Source organism: Streptomyces sp. CLV115 (assembly GCF_038448545.1).
GTDB lineage: Bacteria > Actinomycetota > Actinomycetes > Streptomycetales > Streptomycetaceae > Streptomyces > Streptomyces sanglieri.
In genome coordinates, this window is sequence record NZ_JBCEWQ010000179.1 from 1 (window position 1) to 16,450 (window position 16,450).

Genomic DNA, 16,450 nt, shown 5'->3' on the forward strand with positions numbered 1-16,450 from the left:
GCCCCCCCCCCCCCCCTCTTCGTACGCCCGCCGGCGTCAGCGCATCTTTCCGCCGCGCGGCATCCGCATGCCCTTCGGCATGGGGCCCTTGGGCAGCGGCATGTTGCTCATCAGGTCACCCATCGCGCGCAGCCGGTCGTTGGCGGCCGTCACCTGCGGGCCGGTGAGTACCCGCGGCAGCTTCAGCATCTTGGTGCGCACCTTCTTCAGCGGCACCTGGCCCTCGTCGTTGCCGACGATGATGTCGTGCACCGGTACGTCCACCAGGATGCGCGCCATCTTCTTCTTCTCGGCCGCGAGCAGCAGCTTCACGCGGTTTGCGTTGCCCTCGCCGACCAGCACGATGCCCGCCTTGCCCACGGCGCGGTGGACGACGTCCTGGCTGCGGTTCATCGCGACCGCGGGCGTCGTCGTCCAGCCGCGGCCCACGCGGTCCAGCACCGCCGCCGCGGCGCCGGGCTGCCCCTCCATCTGCCCGAAGGCGGCACGCTCGGCACGCCGTCCGAAGACGATCGCCATCGCGAGGAGGGCCAGTACGAAGCCCAGGATGCCCAGGTAGACCGGGTGGTCGATCAGGAAGCCGACCCCGAGGAGGACACCGAAGGTGACAATTCCCACGCCCGCGACGACAAGACCGACCTTCGGGTCGGACCGCTTGGCCATCTTGTAGGTCAGGGCGATCTGCTTGAGCCGCCCCGCGTTCTCGGCGCTGTCCGCGCCTTCAGTTTTTGCCTTCCTCGCCATGTACAGAAGTTTACGTGGCCTAGGAACGGTGGTCGGCCGCGGCCTCCAGTACGTACTCGGTCTCCACCCGGTCCTTGGCCCGGCGGCGGTCCTCCAGGACGGCGTTCCAGGCGTTGCGGCGGGCGGTGCGCTGGCCGCTGCCCAGGAACAGCGACTCGACGGCACGGAGGGCATCGGTGACGGAAGGGATGGCGGTGGCGCGTACCGGCACGGCCTGCATCGTGGAAATCTCCTCGGAGCGGATGTGCGGACTGAGCTGCGTGGACTCAGTTGCCCGGAGCGAACTGCCCGGGACTGGTTGCGCGGAAGCGGGTGGCGGACGCTGGGGGCGGGGCGCGGGAGCGGCAGCGGCCCGGACGGCTGCTGCCGGCCACCGCGTCGTGTGCACCCAGCGTCACTGCTCGGTGTTACCAGCGCATGACCGGTCGGTCAAACACCAATGAAACCTTGATACGGGCGCCGCGCACGCCGAGGCGGCCCATACGCGCCCCCGACCTGCGGGGAGCGTACGGGCCGCGTCGGAACAGCGGTTACCTGTGGGTAGCTTCTTGTGCTCGGATTCACACGGTGGGCGCCGCGGCGACCGCGCCGCGGCGCTCGATCGCCTGCTGGAAAAGACGGCCCGCGCGGTACGAGGAACGGACCAGCGGCCCGGACATCACGCCGGAGTAGCCGATCTCGTCGGCCTCCTCCTTCAGCTCCACGAACTCCTGCGGCTTCACCCAGCGCTCGACCGGGTGGTGGCGCACGGACGGCCGCAGGTACTGCGTGATCGTGATGAGCTCGCAACCCGCGTCGTACAGGTCCTGGAGCGCCTCGCTGACCTCTTCACGGGTCTCGCCCATGCCGAGGATCAGGTTGGACTTGGTCACCAGCCCGGCCTCGCGGGCCTTCGTGATGACCTCCAGGGAGCGCTCGTAACGGAAACCGGGGCGGATCCGCTTGAAGATCCGCGGCACCGTCTCGACGTTGTGCGCGAGCACCTCGGGGCGCGAGGAGAAGACCTCGGCGAGCTGCTCGGGCACCGCGTTGAAGTCGGGGATCAGCAGCTCGACCTTGGTGCGGCCGGCCTCCCGCTCCGCCGTCAGCGCGTGGATCTGGCGCACGGTCTCCGCGTACAGCCAGGCACCGCCGTCCTCCAGGTCGTCGCGGGCGACGCCGGTGATGGTGGCGTAGTTCAGGTCCATCGTGACGACGGACTCGCCGACGCGGCGGGGCTCGTCACGGTCCAGCGCCTGCGGCTTGCCCGTGTCGATCTGGCAGAAGTCACAGCGCCGGGTGCATTGGTCACCCCCGATGAGGAAGGTGGCCTCGCGGTCCTCCCAGCACTCGAAGATGTTGGGGCAGCCGGCCTCCTGGCACACCGTGTGCAGACCCTCGCTCTTCACGAGTTTCTGCAGCTGGTTGTACTCGGGGCCCATCTTCGCCCGGGTTTTGATCCACTCGGGCTTGCGCTCGATGGGGGTCTGGCTGTTCCGGACCTCAAGGCGCAGCATCTTGCGCCCGTCGGGTGCGACAGCGGACACTCCGGCACTCCCCTTTGCTTTCACTGCATTGGATTCTTCGGCGAACACCAGGGTACGCCCGTGGTTCAAACGGCTTTACGTCTGGCCAACCTGTGGCCGGCAGGGCCTATTCCCCGCCGGATGATCCGTACGTCACGCCGTGGCCACGGCATCGGCCGGACGCCCGACGGCGCGCGGGGCGAGCTCCGCGTTCTCCAGCACGTCCCGGAGGTGCTTCTCGACGACCGGGAGCACGTCCGCGATGGTGATGTCGCGGCCCAGCTCGTACGCCAGCGAGGTGACGCCCGCGTCCCGGATGCCGCACGGCACGATCCGGTCGAACCAGGTGTTGTCCGGGTTCACGTTGAAGGAGAAGCCGTGCATGGTCACGCCCTTGGCGACCCGGATGCCGATCGCCGCCAGCTTGCGGTCCTCGCGGCGCTGTCCGGCGTTGGACGGGGCGTACTCGGGGCCGTTCAGCCGGGCGTCGAACTCCTCGTCGTGCAGCCGCGGGTCGAAGTCGAGGGAGAGGCCACCGATCGCCGGGCGGTCCTCGACCGGATCGCCGAGCACCCAGACGCCGCTGCGGCCCTCGACCCGGGAGGTCTCCACGCCGAACTCGGCGGCGGTACGGATCAGCGCGTCCTCCAGCCGGCGGACGTGCGCGACGACGTCCACCGGGCGGGGCAGCTTCTGGATCGGGTAGCCGACCAGCTGGCCGGGGCCGTGCCAGGTGATCTTGCCGCCGCGGTCCACGTCGATGACGGGGGTGCCGTCCAGCGGCCGTTCGCTGTCGGTCGTGCGCCGACCGGCCGTGTAGACCGGCGGGTGCTCCAGCAGCAGGCAGGTGTCGGGGACGGTGTCCTCGAACCTGGCCGCGTGCACCTCGCGCTGCTTCTGCCAGGCCTCCTGGTAGTCGACGGCTTCCTCGCCGAATCCCAGCCGGACGAACCGAAGCTCAGCCACGACAGATGCCTCCCTACTCGCGGTGCCGGGAGCCGGGGGTGCCCGGAGCCGCGTCACCATGCACTGAAATCACGCCCCGGGCCACTGTACGACCGGCCCTCGGGCGGTGGCCCGGCAGGTCTTCCCGTCAGCGCCGATATCAATCCTCACACGATCGGATGAAAGTGAAGCGAAGGTGGCTGTGACCGCTGCGGAGGCCGCTAAATTCACGCCGTTCCATAAGGGCTGCCCGCCCGGCCCCGAAGGCAGGAGACCGTACAGCCGATGTCGGATCGACCTCCGCAGCGCACCCCCAACCGCCGACTCGCCTCGCTTATCACCGAGGCCGGATTCTCCAACGCCGGCCTCGCCCGCAGGGTGGACCAGCTCGGCCTGGAGCACGGCCTCGACCTGCGGTACGACAAGACCTCCGTGACCCGCTGGCTGCGCGGCCAGCAGCCCCGGGGGACCACTCCGGCGCTGATCGCCGAGGTCTTCACCCGGCGGCTCGGGCGCCGCCTCTCCGCCCAGGACCTGGGCCTCGACGCATGCGCCCCGGTCTACGCGGGCCTGGAGTTCGCGGCCACGCCCGCGGAGGCGGTCGACATCGTCAGCGGGCTGTGGCGGAAGGACTCGGGCAGCCATGCGGAGCTGCGCAAGATCGCCTTCACCCCGGCCGGGCTCGTCGTCCCCAGCCGGGACTGGCTGATCGGCCGGGCCGACGAGTGGGTGGGGCGGAGCGGCGAGCCCGTGACCCGGACGCACGGCGGGACCGGCGGGGAGCACCGGGCCGACGGGGCCGGAAGAGCCGCCGGAGCCGGTGGGGAGGCGGGGGCCGCCGAGAAGGGTGGTGCCGCCCGGTCCGGTGTTCCCGGCGGAGCGCGCGGCGGCCCGTACGGGCCGCACGGCGGAGCCGGGGCGATCGGCGCGGGCGCCCGGGCCGGCGCCCGCGGGCCCGCGCCCTCCAGGCCGTCCGGGCCGTCCGGACCCTCCGCACCACCGGGATCCCCCACCGCTCCGACGGCTCCGGCCCCACCGGGAGCGGGGCTGCCGGGCACCCCCGGCGTCCCGCGGCAGCGGCAGTCCGAACGCACCGCCGGCCAGCGGGTCAGCGGCGGCGACGTGGCGGCCCTGCGCTCGGTCGGCGAGCTCTTCCGCACCCTCGACAACGCCTACGGCGGCGGTCACGCCCGCCAGGCGCTCGTCCGGTACCTGGAGCACGAGACGGAACCCATGCTCCGCGGCACCTACGGGGAGGCCACCGGGCGCCGGCTCTTCTCCGCCGCCGCCGACCTGACCCGGCTGGCGGGCTGGACCTCGTACGACATCGCGGCCCACGGCCTGGCCCAGCGGTACTTCGTCCAGGCACTGCGGCTGGCCCAGGCCGCCGGGGACCGCGCGTACGGCAGCTATGTCCTGATCACGATGAGCCGGCAGGCGGTCTACCTCGGCCACGGCAGGGAGGCCGTACAGCTGGCCCGGGTGGCCCAGCAGGGCATCGGCGCCTCGGCGCCGCCCGTCGTCCAGGCCCTGCTGCACGCCGTCGAGGCGCGCGGCCACGGGGTGCTCGGCGAGGCCAGGCCCTGCACCACCTCGCTGGCGCGGGCGGAACACGCGCTGGAGATCGCCCGCCCGGGTGACGAGGTGCCGCACTGGGCGCGCTACTTCGACGAGGCCCAGCTCGCCGACGAGTTCGGACACTGCCACCGGGACCTCCAGCAGTACCGGGCCGCGGCGCAGCACGCGGAGCGCTCCCTCCAGCTGCGCTCCCCGGCGTACGCCCGCAGCCGGCTGTTCTGCCGGGTGGTGCTGGCCTCCGCCCGGCTCGGGCTCGGCGAGCTCGACCAGGCCTGCGCGCTCGGCGCCGAGGCCGCGCAGCAGGCCGCGGAGATGCGGTCGGTGCGGGCGGCGGAGTACGTACGGGACTTCGAGCGGCGTCTGGAGCCGTACCGGGACGCCGCCGCGGTACGCGGCTACCGCGACCGGGTCGCCGCGCTGGGCTGAGCCCGGGGCGGCCACCGGCGCGCCCCCGGGGGCGCGCCGGGCCCCCCGGGGTCACGGACGCGCCCCCGGACCGCCGGACGGGCCCTACGCCGCCTCGGGCAGCGTCGTTCCGGTTCCCGGCCGTACCCCCAGGTCGGTGAGGATCGCCTCGGCCGCGCGGCGGCCCGAGAACAGGGCGCCCTGGACCGTGCTCGTGTCGCGGTGGTCGCCGCACACGTACAGGCCGGCCAGCAGCCGCACCGGACGGCGCGAATCGTGCGGGGCCGGCATCGCGGGGACCGCCTCCGGGTCGTGGTGGGCGGCCAGCAGCTCCCAGTCGTCCGTGGGAATGCCGTACATGGCGGCCAGCTGGGCACGGACCGTGCGGTCCAGATCGGGCGGCGGGGTGCCGAGCACCGTGGAGCTGATCAGCGTACGGCCCCGCGGGGCGCGCGAGGGGTCGACCGCGCTCATCACCGCGGTGTGCGCGACCGGGCCCGAGCGGTCGGCGTCCAGCAGCAGGGCGGCGCCGGTCGGCGGGGGAGCGGGAGCGGTGTGGTGAACGACCGTCACGGGGTGGAAGGGCGGCACCCGCAGACCGGGCAGCAGTTCGGCGGCGGCACCCGCACCGGTCGCCAGCAGCAGGGAACGGCAGCCCAGTTCGCCGTGCTCCTTGGTGCGGACCGAGGTGATGTCGGCGGCCGTGACGTGCACCCCGGTGCGTACGGTGCCGGGCGGCAGCGCCGCCGCGAGGAGTTCGGGCAGCGTCGCCGCGCCGCCCTCGGGCACGCACAGCCTGCCGCGGGCGTAGCCCCGCAGCGCCAGATCGGCGCACCGGCTGGAGGTGCCGAGCCCGGGGTCGCTGAGCAGCGCGGTCAGCAGCGGGCGCAGGAAGCCGTTGACCGTACGGGAGGGCAGGCCGCGGTGGGACAGGCCGGCGAGCGCGGTCTGTTCGGGCCGCGCCAGGATGCGGGCGGACGGGGTGGCGGCGAGCCGGGACAGGGCGGCGCGCAGCCGGGCCTGGTCGATGGGCCCGCCCATCGGTGGGCGGGGGGCGCTTGCCAGGGCGCGCGCTGCCTTGAATGCGCCCCGCGCGCCCCGCACATCGCCGGTCCGGTACTGGCGGCCCTCGCTGTGCACGAGGACCCCCGGGGCGAAGTTGCGCAGCACCAGTCCTTCGAGGCCCGGCGTCGTGTGCAGGGCCGGGTAGGAGGTGCTGAGCAGTGGGCCGAGGTGGTCGAGCCGGAAGCCGTCCAGCTCGGCGGTGGTCATCCGGCCGCCGACCCGGGGGCCGGCCTCCAGGACGCTGACGCTTACCCCTGCACTGGTCAGTCGGTGGGCGGCTGACAGGCCGGCGATCCCGGCCCCGATGATGACGACGTCCGCGTGGTGTGCCGTGCTGAGCACGTGCCCCTCCCCGAGTCGGCGCAACTGGTGGGGGGCTCTTGCCCCCGACGGACCCCCGGAATGCCCGAGTTCGCAAGGAGGGTAGGAAGGCGGCCGGCAAAGGCGCAGTCGCGCGCGGCGGGGGCACCGTTGCACGGGGTCGCATGTCCGTCCGAATGCGCGCAGGGCGCGTCGGCAGGTGGTGTCCGGCTTCCGGACCGGCGGGTGACGGTGCGTTCGCGGAGCGCGTCGGCGGCGCGCTCAGCGCAGGGCCGCGCGGATCGCCGCGTCGATCCCCGGGAAGGCGAACACGAAGCCCGAGTCCAGCAGTTGGCCCGGCAGCACCCGCTGGCTGGCCAGTACGTCCTGCGCGAAGTCACCGAGGGCGAGCCGCAACGCCGGTGCCGGGGCGGTGAGGAACGTGGGGCGGTGCAGCACCCGTCCCATCGCCGCCGTCACCTCGCTGTTGGTGACCGGGTCGGGGCCGGTCAGATTCACCGGGCCCGACAGCGACTCGGTGTCCAGGATGTGGCGCAGCGCGGCGACCTCGTCGTGCAGCGCGATGAAGCTCCAGTACTGCCGTCCGTTGCCCAGCCGGCCGCCGAGCCCCGCCCGGAACAACGGGAAGAGCCGGCCCCAGGCCCCGCCCTCGCGGCCGACGACCAGACCGGTGCGCGCGTGCACCGTCCGTACGCCCGCCTCCTGGGCGGCTGCCGTGGCCGCCTCCCACTCCACGCAGACGGAGGGCAGGAAACCCTCGCCGGCCGGGGCGCTCTCGTCGACGGCACGGTCCCCGGTGTCGCCGTAGTAGCCGATCGCGGACCCGGACAGCAGCACCTTCGGCGGTACGTCCAGTGAGGCGACGGCCTCGGCGATCGCCGCGGTCCCGAGCACCCGGCTGTCCCGGATCTCCCGCTTGTACGCGGCGGTCCAGCGGTGGTCGCCGACCCCGGCGCCGGCGAGATGGACGACGGCGTCGCAGCCCACCAGGCCCGCCACGTCGACGTATCCCCGCCCCGGATCCCACTCCACCTCGTCGCCGGCCCGGGCCGGGTGCCGCACCAGGCGCACCACCTCGTGCCCGTCGGCCCGCAGCGAGCGCACCAGCGCCGCTCCGATGAGTCCGGATGCTCCGGTGACAGCGATACGGGAGTGCAGCATGGGTCCATCCTGCCCCAGCGGCCCCGCCGAACCCATCTGCCGGGCCCGGCGGATGCCCGTGTCATCGGGGAGCGACGAGTGGCGAAACCGGGCTGACCGGCCAAGGGGCGCCATGGCACAGTGGCGCGCATGTCCGAGACGCGTACCCACCCGATCCACGTCCGTCCCGCCGTCCTCGCCGACGAGGCCGCGCTCGGTGAACTCGACCGCGCCACCTGGTCGACGTTGCACGCGGTGATGCCCGCACCGCAGCCGCCGTACGACCCGTTCTTCGACGAGCGCCACCGGCCCGAGGACTTCCTGGTGGCCGAGACGGGGGAGAGCGGGGGCGGGTCGCGCCCGGCCGGATACCTCAGGCTGGTGCCGCCGACCCCGCTGGCCTGCAACAACCATGTCCGGCAGATACAGGGCCTCGCCGTGGCCGACTGGGCGCGTGGCCGCGGTGTCGCCAGGACCCTGCTGCGGGCCGCCTTCGAGGCGGCGCGCGGCGCCGGGGCGAACCGGATGACACTGCGGGTCCTCGGCCACAACGCGCCCGCGCGTGCCCTGTACGAGTCGGAGGGGTTCGTCGTCGAGGGAGTGCTGCCCGGTGAGTTCTTCCTGCACGGGCGTTACGTCGACGACGTGATGATGGGCCGCTCGCTCGCCCCGTGACACCCGGACCGGCCGGCAATCGGGGGCGTCGCGAAGCCGATTGCCGGCCGGTCCGCGTCCTACGGCTTGAACAGCCGCATGCCGCCCATGAGTTCGTGCAGGCAGCGGACCGCCAGTTCGGCGGGTGAGCCGGTCCCGGTCGTCGGCGCGTCCGTCTGCGCCCAGGACTCCAGCGCGACCCGGACCGCGTCCGTGGCGGCGGCCGCGGCGAGCCGGACCTCCAGCGGGTCCGCCCCGTCGCCCGCCAGCCGGGCCAGCACCGGCAGCAGCCGCTCCTCCGAATCCTGATTGACCCGGTACCAGACGGCGCGCAGCGCCGGGTCGTGCGCCGCCGCCCGCAGCAGCCCGCGCGTCCAGCCGAGCTGCTCCGCGGCGTCCACGCCCGGCACCCGGAGCGCCTCGGTGACCGCCCGCTCCAGGACCCCGGCGAGCGGCTCCCCGGGCTCGGCCGCCTCCAGCAGGGCCCGCCAGCGCTCGCCGCCGCCGGAGAGCAGCGGGCCCACCGCGTCCTGCTTGGAGCGGAAGTAGCGGTAGAAGGTGCGCAGCGCCACACCCGCCCGGCCGGCGATGTCCTCCGCCGTGGTGCCGTCGGGCCCGCGCTCGGCGAAGAGCGCGGCCGCGGCGCGCGCGATGTCCAGCTGGGTCGCGGCCTTCCGGCGCTCGGTGAGGGACGGCTGACTCGGCTCGGTGCTCATTCCCAGCAGATTACCCCGGCAGGGCAGAAGTGTGCGCTCAATGTCATCGTGGCAAAACGTGCCACCTAGGCGTACGGTGGACACAGATCGGGACGTCATCGGGGCGCCGCCGAGCCGCTTCGTGACAGCAGTCACCGGGATCGGAAGAGAGACAGACATGAACCGCTACGAAGGCCGCCGCGTACTCGTCACCGGAGGCGGCTCCGGCATCGGACAGGCCACCGTCCACCGCGTACTCGCCGAGGGCGGCCTCGTCGTCGCGGCCGACGTCAACGAGGCCGGGCTGAAGGCCACGTACGAGACGGCCCTGGCGAACGGTGCGGCCGAGCGCCTCACCACCCTCGTCCTGGACATCTCGGACGAGGCCGCGGTCCGGGACGGCGTCGCCTCCGCCGTGGAGACCCTCGGCGGGCTCGACGTACTGGTCAACGCGGCCGGGATCCTGCGCTCCGAGCACACCCACAGAACGACGCTGGAGTTCTTCAACAGGATCCTCGCGGTCAACCTCACGGGTACGTTCCTGATGATCCGCGAGGCGATCCCGGCCCTGCTGGCGGGCCACGAGCCGGCCGTCGTGAACTTCTCCTCCACCTCGGCGAGCTTCGCGCACCCCTACATGTCGGCGTACGCGGCGAGCAAGGGCGGCATCCAGTCGATGACGCACGCGCTGGCCGCCGAGTACAGCAAGCAGGGGCTGCGGTTCGTCGCCGTCGCGCCCGGCTCGATCTCCTCCGACATGACCAGCGGCAACGGCCCGGGTCTTCCGGCGGACGCCGACATGTCGCTCTTCATGAAGCTGGCCCCGGCGCTCGGCGCGGGCTTCGCCAGCCCGGACACCGTCGCGGGCGTGGTCGCGATGCTCGGCTCCCGGGACGGGGCCTTCATCACCGGTACGGAGATCCGGATCGACGGCGGCACCCACTACTGAGGCGAGGGCGCACCCGCGCCGCTCAGCCGGGCCCGAACCGCTCCCAGAGCGAGGGGAAGCGCTCCGCCAGGACCGCGTCGTCCTCGAAGCTCATGGGCGTCCCCTCGGGCTCGGCGGCCTGGGGCGGCAGGCCGAGGTCCGGGGCGACCACGCCGGTGAGCTGCTCGTACGCCTCGTCGGCGGCATAGCCGAGCTCCTCGGCGTCCCCGTCGATCTCCTCGTCGAAGTCGTCGAGGAGACCGGCCAGGCCGTCGGGGTCGTGCAGAGCCCCCTCGAAGACCTCCCGGCCCTGGCCGATCAGCCAGCAGCGGAAGAAGTCGAAGGCGTCGTCGCCCGCACCGCCGAGCAGCACGGCGGCGGCGCCCCACAGGTCCCAGCGGTAGGCGCGGTTGAAACGGGCCTCGAAGTGCCGGGCGAAGTCCAGCACCGCATCGGGATCGAGCCGCACCAGCCGTTCGACCAGCAGGTCGGCCTGGTCCTCGGGGTCGCCCTCGGCGGCCGCGCGGGTGCTGTCGATGATCTCCCAGAACTCCGTCTCGTCCATCACGGGTCAAGCATCGGCCCTGGCGGCGGGCCACGCACGCGGACACGGGGAGAACAGGCTCTCAGCGATAGAGCTCGCGCAGACGTTCGGCGGCCGCGGCGAGACGCTCCCGCAGCGCGGCCGGCTCCAGCACCTCCGACTCCGGCCCCAGCCCCAGCAGTTGGCTGTAGGCGACCTCCGCCGACTCGACCCGCAGGGCGAGCGTGAGCCACCCCTGGGCATCGGGCGGGCCGGCCGCCTCCAGGGCGTCCCGGACCGCCGAACGGTCCATGGTGTACGGCAGTCGGCGTACCCCCTCCGGCGACACCCGTACCGTCACCTCGGCCCGCAGGATCGACCGGGCGAACTGGGCGGCCCGCTCCTCCCAGAAACCCGGCAGATCGAACAGCTCGTCGCGCTCGAACCGCTCCTCGGACACCGTCACGGACGAGAACCGGTCGATCCGGTACACCCGGAAGTCGTCCCCCACCCGGGCGCAGACGTACCAGATCCCGGCCTTCAGGACGAGCCCGTACGGTGCCAGCTCCCGCTCCACCTCGTCGCCCGCGCCGCGGCGGTAGCGGGCACGGACGAACCGGTCGCCCCAGACGGCCTCGGCGACGGCCGGCAGCAGCTCGGGCGTGACCGGCTCCTGGTACCAGCCGGGGGCGTCCAGGTGGAAGCGCCGGGCGGCACTGGCGGAGGCGTCCCGCAGCGAGGGCAGCAGGGCCGCCGACACCTTGAGCCGGGCGGCGGACCCGGCGTCCTCCAGGCCCATCTCGCGCAGCGCGGACGGCAGTCCGGAGAGGAAGAGCGCCTCGGCCTCGGTCCGGGCCAGGCCGGTCAGACGGGTGCGGTAGCCGCCGACGAGCCGGTAGCCCCCGGCCCGGCCCCGGTCCGCGTACACCGGGACACCCGCTTCGGAGAGCGCCTGCGCGTCCCGCGTCACGGTCCGTTCGGACACCTCCAGCTCACGGGCGAGCTCGGCGGCGGTCATGACGGGGCGGGACTGCAGGAGCAGCACCATTCTGATCAGACGGGCAGCGCGCATCCGGCCATTGTGGCCGCAGCACGCGCGAGGCGGCCGGGCAGGTGCCCGGCCGCCGTCGCCTCACAGCCCGTACCGCTCCCGGGCCTCCTTGACCGCGGACGCGGTCACCTCGCCGCGACGGGCCAGCTGGGCCAGCGTCGCGACCACGATCGACCGCGCGTCGACACCGAAGTGGCGGCGGGCCGCGTCGCGGGTGTCGGAGAGGCCGAAGCCGTCCGTGCCGAGCGAGGACCAGTCCTGCTCCACCCACTGGCTGATCTGGTCCGGGACCTGACGCATCCAGTCGCTGACCGCGACGACCGGACCCGATGCGCCCTCCAGCGCCTGGGTCACGTACGGCACCCGCTGCTCACCGCGGAGCAGCGCCTCGTCGCACTCCAGCGCCTCGCGGCGCAGCTCGCCCCAGGAGGTGGCGGACCAGACGTCGGCCGTGACACCCCAGTCCGCGGCCAGCAGCTCCTGGGCCTCCAGGGCCCAGTGGATCGCCGTGCCGGAGGCCAGCAGCTGGGCCCGCGGGGCCTGGTCGGAGGCGGGCGTGCCCTCCTTGAAGCGGTACAGGCCCTTGACGATGCCCTCCTCGACGCCCTCCGGCATCGCGGGCTGCGGCTTCGGCTCGTTGTAGACCGTCAGGTAGTAGAAGACGTTCTCGGCCTCGGGGCCGTACATCCGCCGCAGACCCTCCTTGACGATCACCGCGATCTCGTACGCGAACGCCGGGTCGTAGTTGAGCGACGCCGGGTTCGTGGCGGCGATCAGCTGCGAGTGGCCGTCCGCGTGCTGGAGACCCTCACCGGTCAGCGTCGTACGGCCCGCCGTGGCGCCGACGATGAAGCCCTTGCCGAGCTGGTCGGCGAGCTGCCAGAACTGGTCGCCGGTCCGCTGCCAGCCGAACATCGAGTAGAAGATGTAGAAGGGGATCATCGTCTCGCCGTGCGTCGCGTACGACGTCGACGCGGCGATGAAGTCAGCCATGGCCCCGGCCTCGGTGATCCCCTCGTTGAGGATCTGGCCGTCCTTGGCCTCCTTGTAGTACATCAGCTGGTCGCGGTCGACCGGCTCGTAGGTCTGGCCCAGCGGCGAGTAGATGCCGGCCGACGGGAACAGCGACTCCATACCGAAGGTACGGGCCTCGTCCGGGACGATCGGAACCCAGCGCCGACCGGTCTCCTTGTCCCGCATCAGGTCCTTGACCAGGCGCACGAAGGCCATGGTCGTGGCCATCTCCTGCTTGCCGGAGCCCTTCTTGAGCGCGGCGAACGCGCGCTCCTCGGGCTGCGGCAGCGCCGCGGCGTGCACCCGGCGGGCCGGGGCGGGACCGCCGAGGGCGGCGCGGCGCTCCTGGAGGTAACGGACCTCGGGGGAGTCGGCGCCCGGGTGGCCGTAGGGCACCAGGCCGTCGGCGAAGGCACTGTCCGGGATCGGGAGCCCGAGCAGCTCCCGCATGTCCTTGAACTCGTCCACCGAGAGCTTCTTCATCTGGTGGTTGGCGTTCTTGGACTCGAAGCCCTTGCCGAGGGTGAAGCCCTTCACCGTCTGGGCGAGGATCACGGTCGGCGCGCCCTTGTGCGCCAGGGCCGCCCGGTACGCCGCGTACACCTTGCGGGCCTCGTGGCCGCCGCGCGAGGTGTAGAAGCACTCGGCGATCTTCGCGTCGGTGAGCAGCTTGGCCAGCTCGGCGAGCGCGGGCTCGGCGCCGAAGAAGTGCTCGCGGATGTACGCGACGTCGCGGGTGGCGTACGTCTGGAACTGCGCGTCCGGGACCTCCCGGAGCCGGCGGACCAGGGCACCGGTGGTGTCCAGCCGGAACAGCTCGTCCCAGGCGTTGCCCCAGAGCGTCTTGACGACGTTCCAGCCGGCCCCGCGGAACGCGCCCTCCAGCTCCTGGACCACGCGGAAGTTGGCGCGGACCGGGCCGTCGAGTCGCTGCAGGTTGCAGTTGATGACGAAGGTCAGGTTGTCGAGACCCTCACGGGCCGCCAGCGCGAGGGCGGCGGTCGACTCGGGCTCGTCCATCTCGCCGTCGCCGAGGAAGGCCCAGACGTGCGAGTTCGACGTGTCCTTGATGCTGCGGTTGGCGAGGTAGCGGTTGAAGCGCGCCTGGTAGATCGCCGAGAGCGGGCCGAGGCCCATCGACACGGTGGGGAACTCCCACAGCCAGGGCAGCCGCCGCGGGTGCGGGTAGGACGGCAGGCCGTCGCCGCCCGCCTCCTGGCGGAAGTTGTCGAGCTGCTGCTCGCTGAGCCGGCCGTCGAGGAAGGCGCGGGCGTAGATGCCGGGGGAGGCGTGGCCCTGGATGTAGAGCTGGTCGCCGGAGCCGTCCCCCTCCTTGCCGCGGAAGAAGTGGTTGAAGCCGGTCTCGTACAGCCAGGCCGCCGAGGCGAAGGTGGCGATGTGGCCGCCGACGCCGTAGCGCGCGCCGCGGGTGACCATCGCGGCCGCGTTCCAGCGGTTCCAGGCGGTGATCCTGGACTCCATCTCCAGATCGCCGTCGAACTCGGGCTCGGCGGCGGTCGGGATGGAGTTGACGTAATCGGTCTCCAGCAGCTTGGGCAGCGCGAGACCGGCGCCCTCGGCGTGTTCGAGCGAACGGCGCATCAGGTACGCGGCCCGGTGCGGGCCCGCGGCCTTGGTGACGGCATCCAGGGAGGCCGCCCATTCGGCGGTCTCCTCGGGGTCACGGTCCGGGAGCTGGTCGAGCTCGCTCGGAAGCTTTCCTACGGGGTCGGTCATGATCGCCGCCTTCCGGAGTGGAGGGGGGTGGAGAAGGCCCTGACTGGCAGGACAGGGCGATGGGGCCGGTGGGCCCGCGAATGAACTGTAAGTCGCCGATCGATGATCGATCAAAGGGTGAAGTGCAAAACTTCTCGATATGAAGAAAGTGGCATGGGGTGTCTCGGAACGAGGCACGGAGTGACGGGATTTATCGTACAAATGGGGTGCCCGTCTGCACGGTAGAGCACCCCGCGCGACAGATGTGTACGACGCTCAGGCGCGCGGCGCGCAGCCGAGCACATGGGCCTTCGCCAGCAACCCGATGTCCGGGTCCTTGCGCAGGAACGCCTCGATGAGCGCCTCGTGCTCCTCCGCGTACGACTTCTGCACCGTGCCCAGCCACCGGATCGACAGGGCGGTGAACACCTCGATGCCCAGCCCCTCCCAGGTGTGCAGCAGCACCGCGTTCCCGGCGGCCCGCACCATCTCGCGGTGGAAGCCCACGGTGTGCCGCACCTGCGCCTCGCCGTCGGCCAGCCGGTCCGCCTCGTAGAGCGCCGTCACGTACGGCGTGAGGCGTGAGCAGTCCTCGCCGAGGGCCGGCGCCGCCAGCTCCGCCGCGATCTGCTCCAGACCGGCCCGTACCGGATAGCTCTCCTCCAGATCGGCGGCGGTCAGATTGCGGACCCGTACGCCCTTGTTGGGCGCCGACTCGATCAGCCGCAGCGTCTCCAACTCCCGCAGGGCCTCTCGCACGGGCGTCTGGCTGACCTCCAGCTCGGTGGCGATCCGGCGCTCCACGATCCGCTCACCGGGCTTCCAGCGCCCGCTGACGATCCCGTCCACGATGTGCTCGCGGATCTGTTCGCGCAGCGAGTGGACGACGGGCGGGGTCATGAGGGGCTCCTTCGGGGCAAACCGGTGATGTCCGCACCATCACGATTGCCGGGGCGACCGGTGGTGTCTAGACAATACGGCTGCGCCCCCGTCCGGAAGTGTTCCGGACGGGGGCGCAGCTGGTGAGGCTGGTTACAGCCGAGGGGTTCAGAGGCCGAGCTCGACCTCGAACTCACCGGCCTCCAGGATCGCCTTGACCGAGGTCAGGTAACGGGCGGCGTCCGCGCCGTCCACCAGACGGTGGTCGTAGGAGAGCGACAGGTACGTCATGTCGCGGACACCGATGACGGTGCCCTCCTCGGTCTCGATGACCGCCGGCCGCTTGACCGTGGCACCGATGCCCAGGATGGCTGCCTGGTTCGGCGGCACGATGACGGTGTCGAACAGCGCACCGCGCGAGCCGGTGTTGCTGATGGTGAAGGTGGCACCGGACATGTCGTCCGGCGTCAGGCCGCCGCCGCGGGCCTTGCCGGCCAGCTCGGCGGTCTTCTTCGAGATACCGGCGATGTTCAGGTCGCCCGCACCCTTGATGACCGGGGTCATCAGACCCTTCTCGGCGTCCACGGCGATGCCGATGTTCTCCGAGTCGAAGTACGTGATGGTGCCCTCGTCCTCGTTGATCCGGGCGTTGACGACCGGGTGGGCCTTCAGCGCCTGGGCCGCCGCCTTGACGTAGAACGGCATCGGGGACAGCTTGACGCCCTCGCGGGCGGCGAACGCGTCCTTCGCCTTGTTGCGCAGCTTCATCAGCTTGGTGACGTCGACCTCGACGACCGAGGTCAGCTGGGCCTGCGAGTGCAGCGCCTTCATCATGTTCTCGCCGATGACCTTGCGCATGCGGGTCATCTTGACCGTCTGACCACGCAGCGGGGACGCCTCCAGCTTCGGCGCCTTCGAGGCGGCACGGCCTCCGGCAGTCACGGCGGCGGCCGGAGCCGGGGCGGCCGCGGCGGCCCTGGCGGCCTCCGCGGCGGCGGCTGCGGCCACTACGTCCTGCTTGCGGATGCGGCCACCGACGCCGGTGCCCTTGACCGCGCCCAGGTCGACACCGTTCTCGGCGGCGAGCTTGCGGACCAGCGGCGTGACGTACGCGCCGTCGTCACCGGAGGTCGCGGCCGGGGCGGCCGGGGTGACCGGAGCCGGAGCGGCGACCGGAGCGGCGGCCACGGGCGCCGGGGCGGCGACCGGAGCGGCGGGCGCCACCGGGGCCGGAGCCGGAGCGGGGGCGGCCGGAGCGACCGGGGCCGGAGCGGGGGCAGCCGGAGC

General features: G+C 72.6%; 15 protein-coding genes. 3 read left to right on the forward strand and 12 right to left on the reverse strand.

Annotated features, from left to right (window positions below; all coding sequences use genetic code 11):
• Positions 1 to 36: 36 nt before the first annotated feature.
• The 4 genes from AADR41_RS36275 to lipB form a co-directional block, all read right to left on the reverse strand.
• Positions 37 to 744 (reverse strand): DUF4191 domain-containing protein, encoded by a 708-nt coding sequence (locus tag AADR41_RS36275; protein WP_124718077.1) that lies wholly within the window; start codon positions 742 to 744, stop codon positions 37 to 39.
• 19 nt (positions 745 to 763) lie between these two features.
• Positions 764 to 964: an SCO2195 family GlnR-regulated protein gene (locus tag AADR41_RS36280; RefSeq protein WP_342286245.1), complete on the reverse strand. Its 201-nt coding sequence runs from the start codon at positions 962 to 964 to the stop codon at positions 764 to 766.
• A gap of 340 nt (positions 965 to 1,304) precedes the next feature.
• Positions 1,305 to 2,270 (reverse strand): lipoyl synthase, encoded by a 966-nt coding sequence (lipA, locus tag AADR41_RS36285; RefSeq protein ID WP_342286246.1) that lies wholly within the window; start codon positions 2,268 to 2,270, stop codon positions 1,305 to 1,307.
• Between the two features lie 132 nt (positions 2,271 to 2,402).
• Complete coding sequence (gene lipB, locus AADR41_RS36290; protein WP_342286247.1) at positions 2,403 to 3,215, reverse strand: lipoyl(octanoyl) transferase LipB; 813 nt, start codon at positions 3,213 to 3,215, stop codon at positions 2,403 to 2,405.
• Between the two features lie 264 nt (positions 3,216 to 3,479).
• Between lipB and AADR41_RS36295 the strand changes: the two genes are divergently transcribed.
• Positions 3,480 to 5,198 carry a regulator gene (locus AADR41_RS36295; protein WP_342286249.1) on the forward strand — a complete coding sequence of 573 codons (1,719 nt, stop codon included), beginning with the start codon at positions 3,480 to 3,482 and terminating at the stop codon, positions 5,196 to 5,198.
• Between the two features lie 84 nt (positions 5,199 to 5,282).
• Here AADR41_RS36295 and AADR41_RS36300 read toward each other — a convergent pair whose 3' ends face one another.
• Positions 5,283 to 6,584, reverse strand: coding sequence for an NAD(P)/FAD-dependent oxidoreductase (locus AADR41_RS36300; protein ID WP_342286250.1), 1,302 nt, complete (start codon positions 6,582 to 6,584; stop codon positions 5,283 to 5,285).
• A gap of 240 nt (positions 6,585 to 6,824) precedes the next feature.
• Positions 6,825 to 7,724 carry a TIGR01777 family oxidoreductase gene (locus AADR41_RS36305; protein ID WP_342286251.1) on the reverse strand — a complete coding sequence of 300 codons (900 nt, stop codon included), beginning with the start codon at positions 7,722 to 7,724 and terminating at the stop codon, positions 6,825 to 6,827.
• A gap of 129 nt (positions 7,725 to 7,853) precedes the next feature.
• On the opposite strand from AADR41_RS36305, the gene AADR41_RS36310 reads away from it, so the two are divergent.
• Positions 7,854 to 8,378, forward strand: coding sequence for a GNAT family N-acetyltransferase (locus AADR41_RS36310; RefSeq protein WP_342286252.1), 525 nt, complete (start codon positions 7,854 to 7,856; stop codon positions 8,376 to 8,378).
• Positions 8,379 to 8,437: 59 nt separating this feature from the next.
• Here AADR41_RS36310 and AADR41_RS36315 read toward each other — a convergent pair whose 3' ends face one another.
• The gene (locus AADR41_RS36315; protein WP_342286253.1) at positions 8,438 to 9,073 is read right to left on the reverse strand and encodes a TetR family transcriptional regulator; all 636 of its coding nucleotides are present in this window, start codon (positions 9,071 to 9,073) and stop codon (positions 8,438 to 8,440) included.
• Positions 9,074 to 9,230: 157 nt separating this feature from the next.
• Between AADR41_RS36315 and AADR41_RS36320 the strand changes: the two genes are divergently transcribed.
• The gene (locus AADR41_RS36320; RefSeq protein WP_342286255.1) at positions 9,231 to 10,001 is read left to right on the forward strand and encodes an SDR family NAD(P)-dependent oxidoreductase; all 771 of its coding nucleotides are present in this window, start codon (positions 9,231 to 9,233) and stop codon (positions 9,999 to 10,001) included.
• A gap of 22 nt (positions 10,002 to 10,023) precedes the next feature.
• On the opposite strand, the gene AADR41_RS36325 is transcribed toward AADR41_RS36320, so the two are convergent.
• The 5 genes from AADR41_RS36325 to sucB all read right to left on the reverse strand — a co-directional run.
• Entirely contained in the window at positions 10,024 to 10,545 is a 522-nt protein-coding gene (locus AADR41_RS36325; protein WP_342286262.1) for a DUF4240 domain-containing protein, read from the reverse strand.
• 61 nt (positions 10,546 to 10,606) lie between these two features.
• Complete coding sequence (locus AADR41_RS36330; protein ID WP_342286256.1) at positions 10,607 to 11,575, reverse strand: helix-turn-helix transcriptional regulator; 969 nt, start codon at positions 11,573 to 11,575, stop codon at positions 10,607 to 10,609.
• A 60-nt stretch (positions 11,576 to 11,635) separates the two neighbouring features.
• Positions 11,636 to 14,305, reverse strand: a complete 2,670-nt coding sequence (gene aceE, locus AADR41_RS36335; protein ID WP_342286257.1) for a pyruvate dehydrogenase (acetyl-transferring), homodimeric type — start codon at positions 14,303 to 14,305, stop codon at positions 11,636 to 11,638.
• A 255-nt stretch (positions 14,306 to 14,560) separates the two neighbouring features.
• On the reverse strand, positions 14,561 to 15,184 hold the full coding sequence (locus AADR41_RS36340; protein WP_342286258.1) for a GntR family transcriptional regulator: 624 nt from the start codon (positions 15,182 to 15,184) through the stop codon (positions 14,561 to 14,563).
• A gap of 147 nt (positions 15,185 to 15,331) precedes the next feature.
• A partial coding sequence (sucB, locus tag AADR41_RS36345; RefSeq protein ID WP_342286260.1) for a 2-oxoglutarate dehydrogenase, E2 component, dihydrolipoamide succinyltransferase occupies positions 15,332 to 16,450 on the reverse strand: 1,119 nt, incomplete at its 5' end.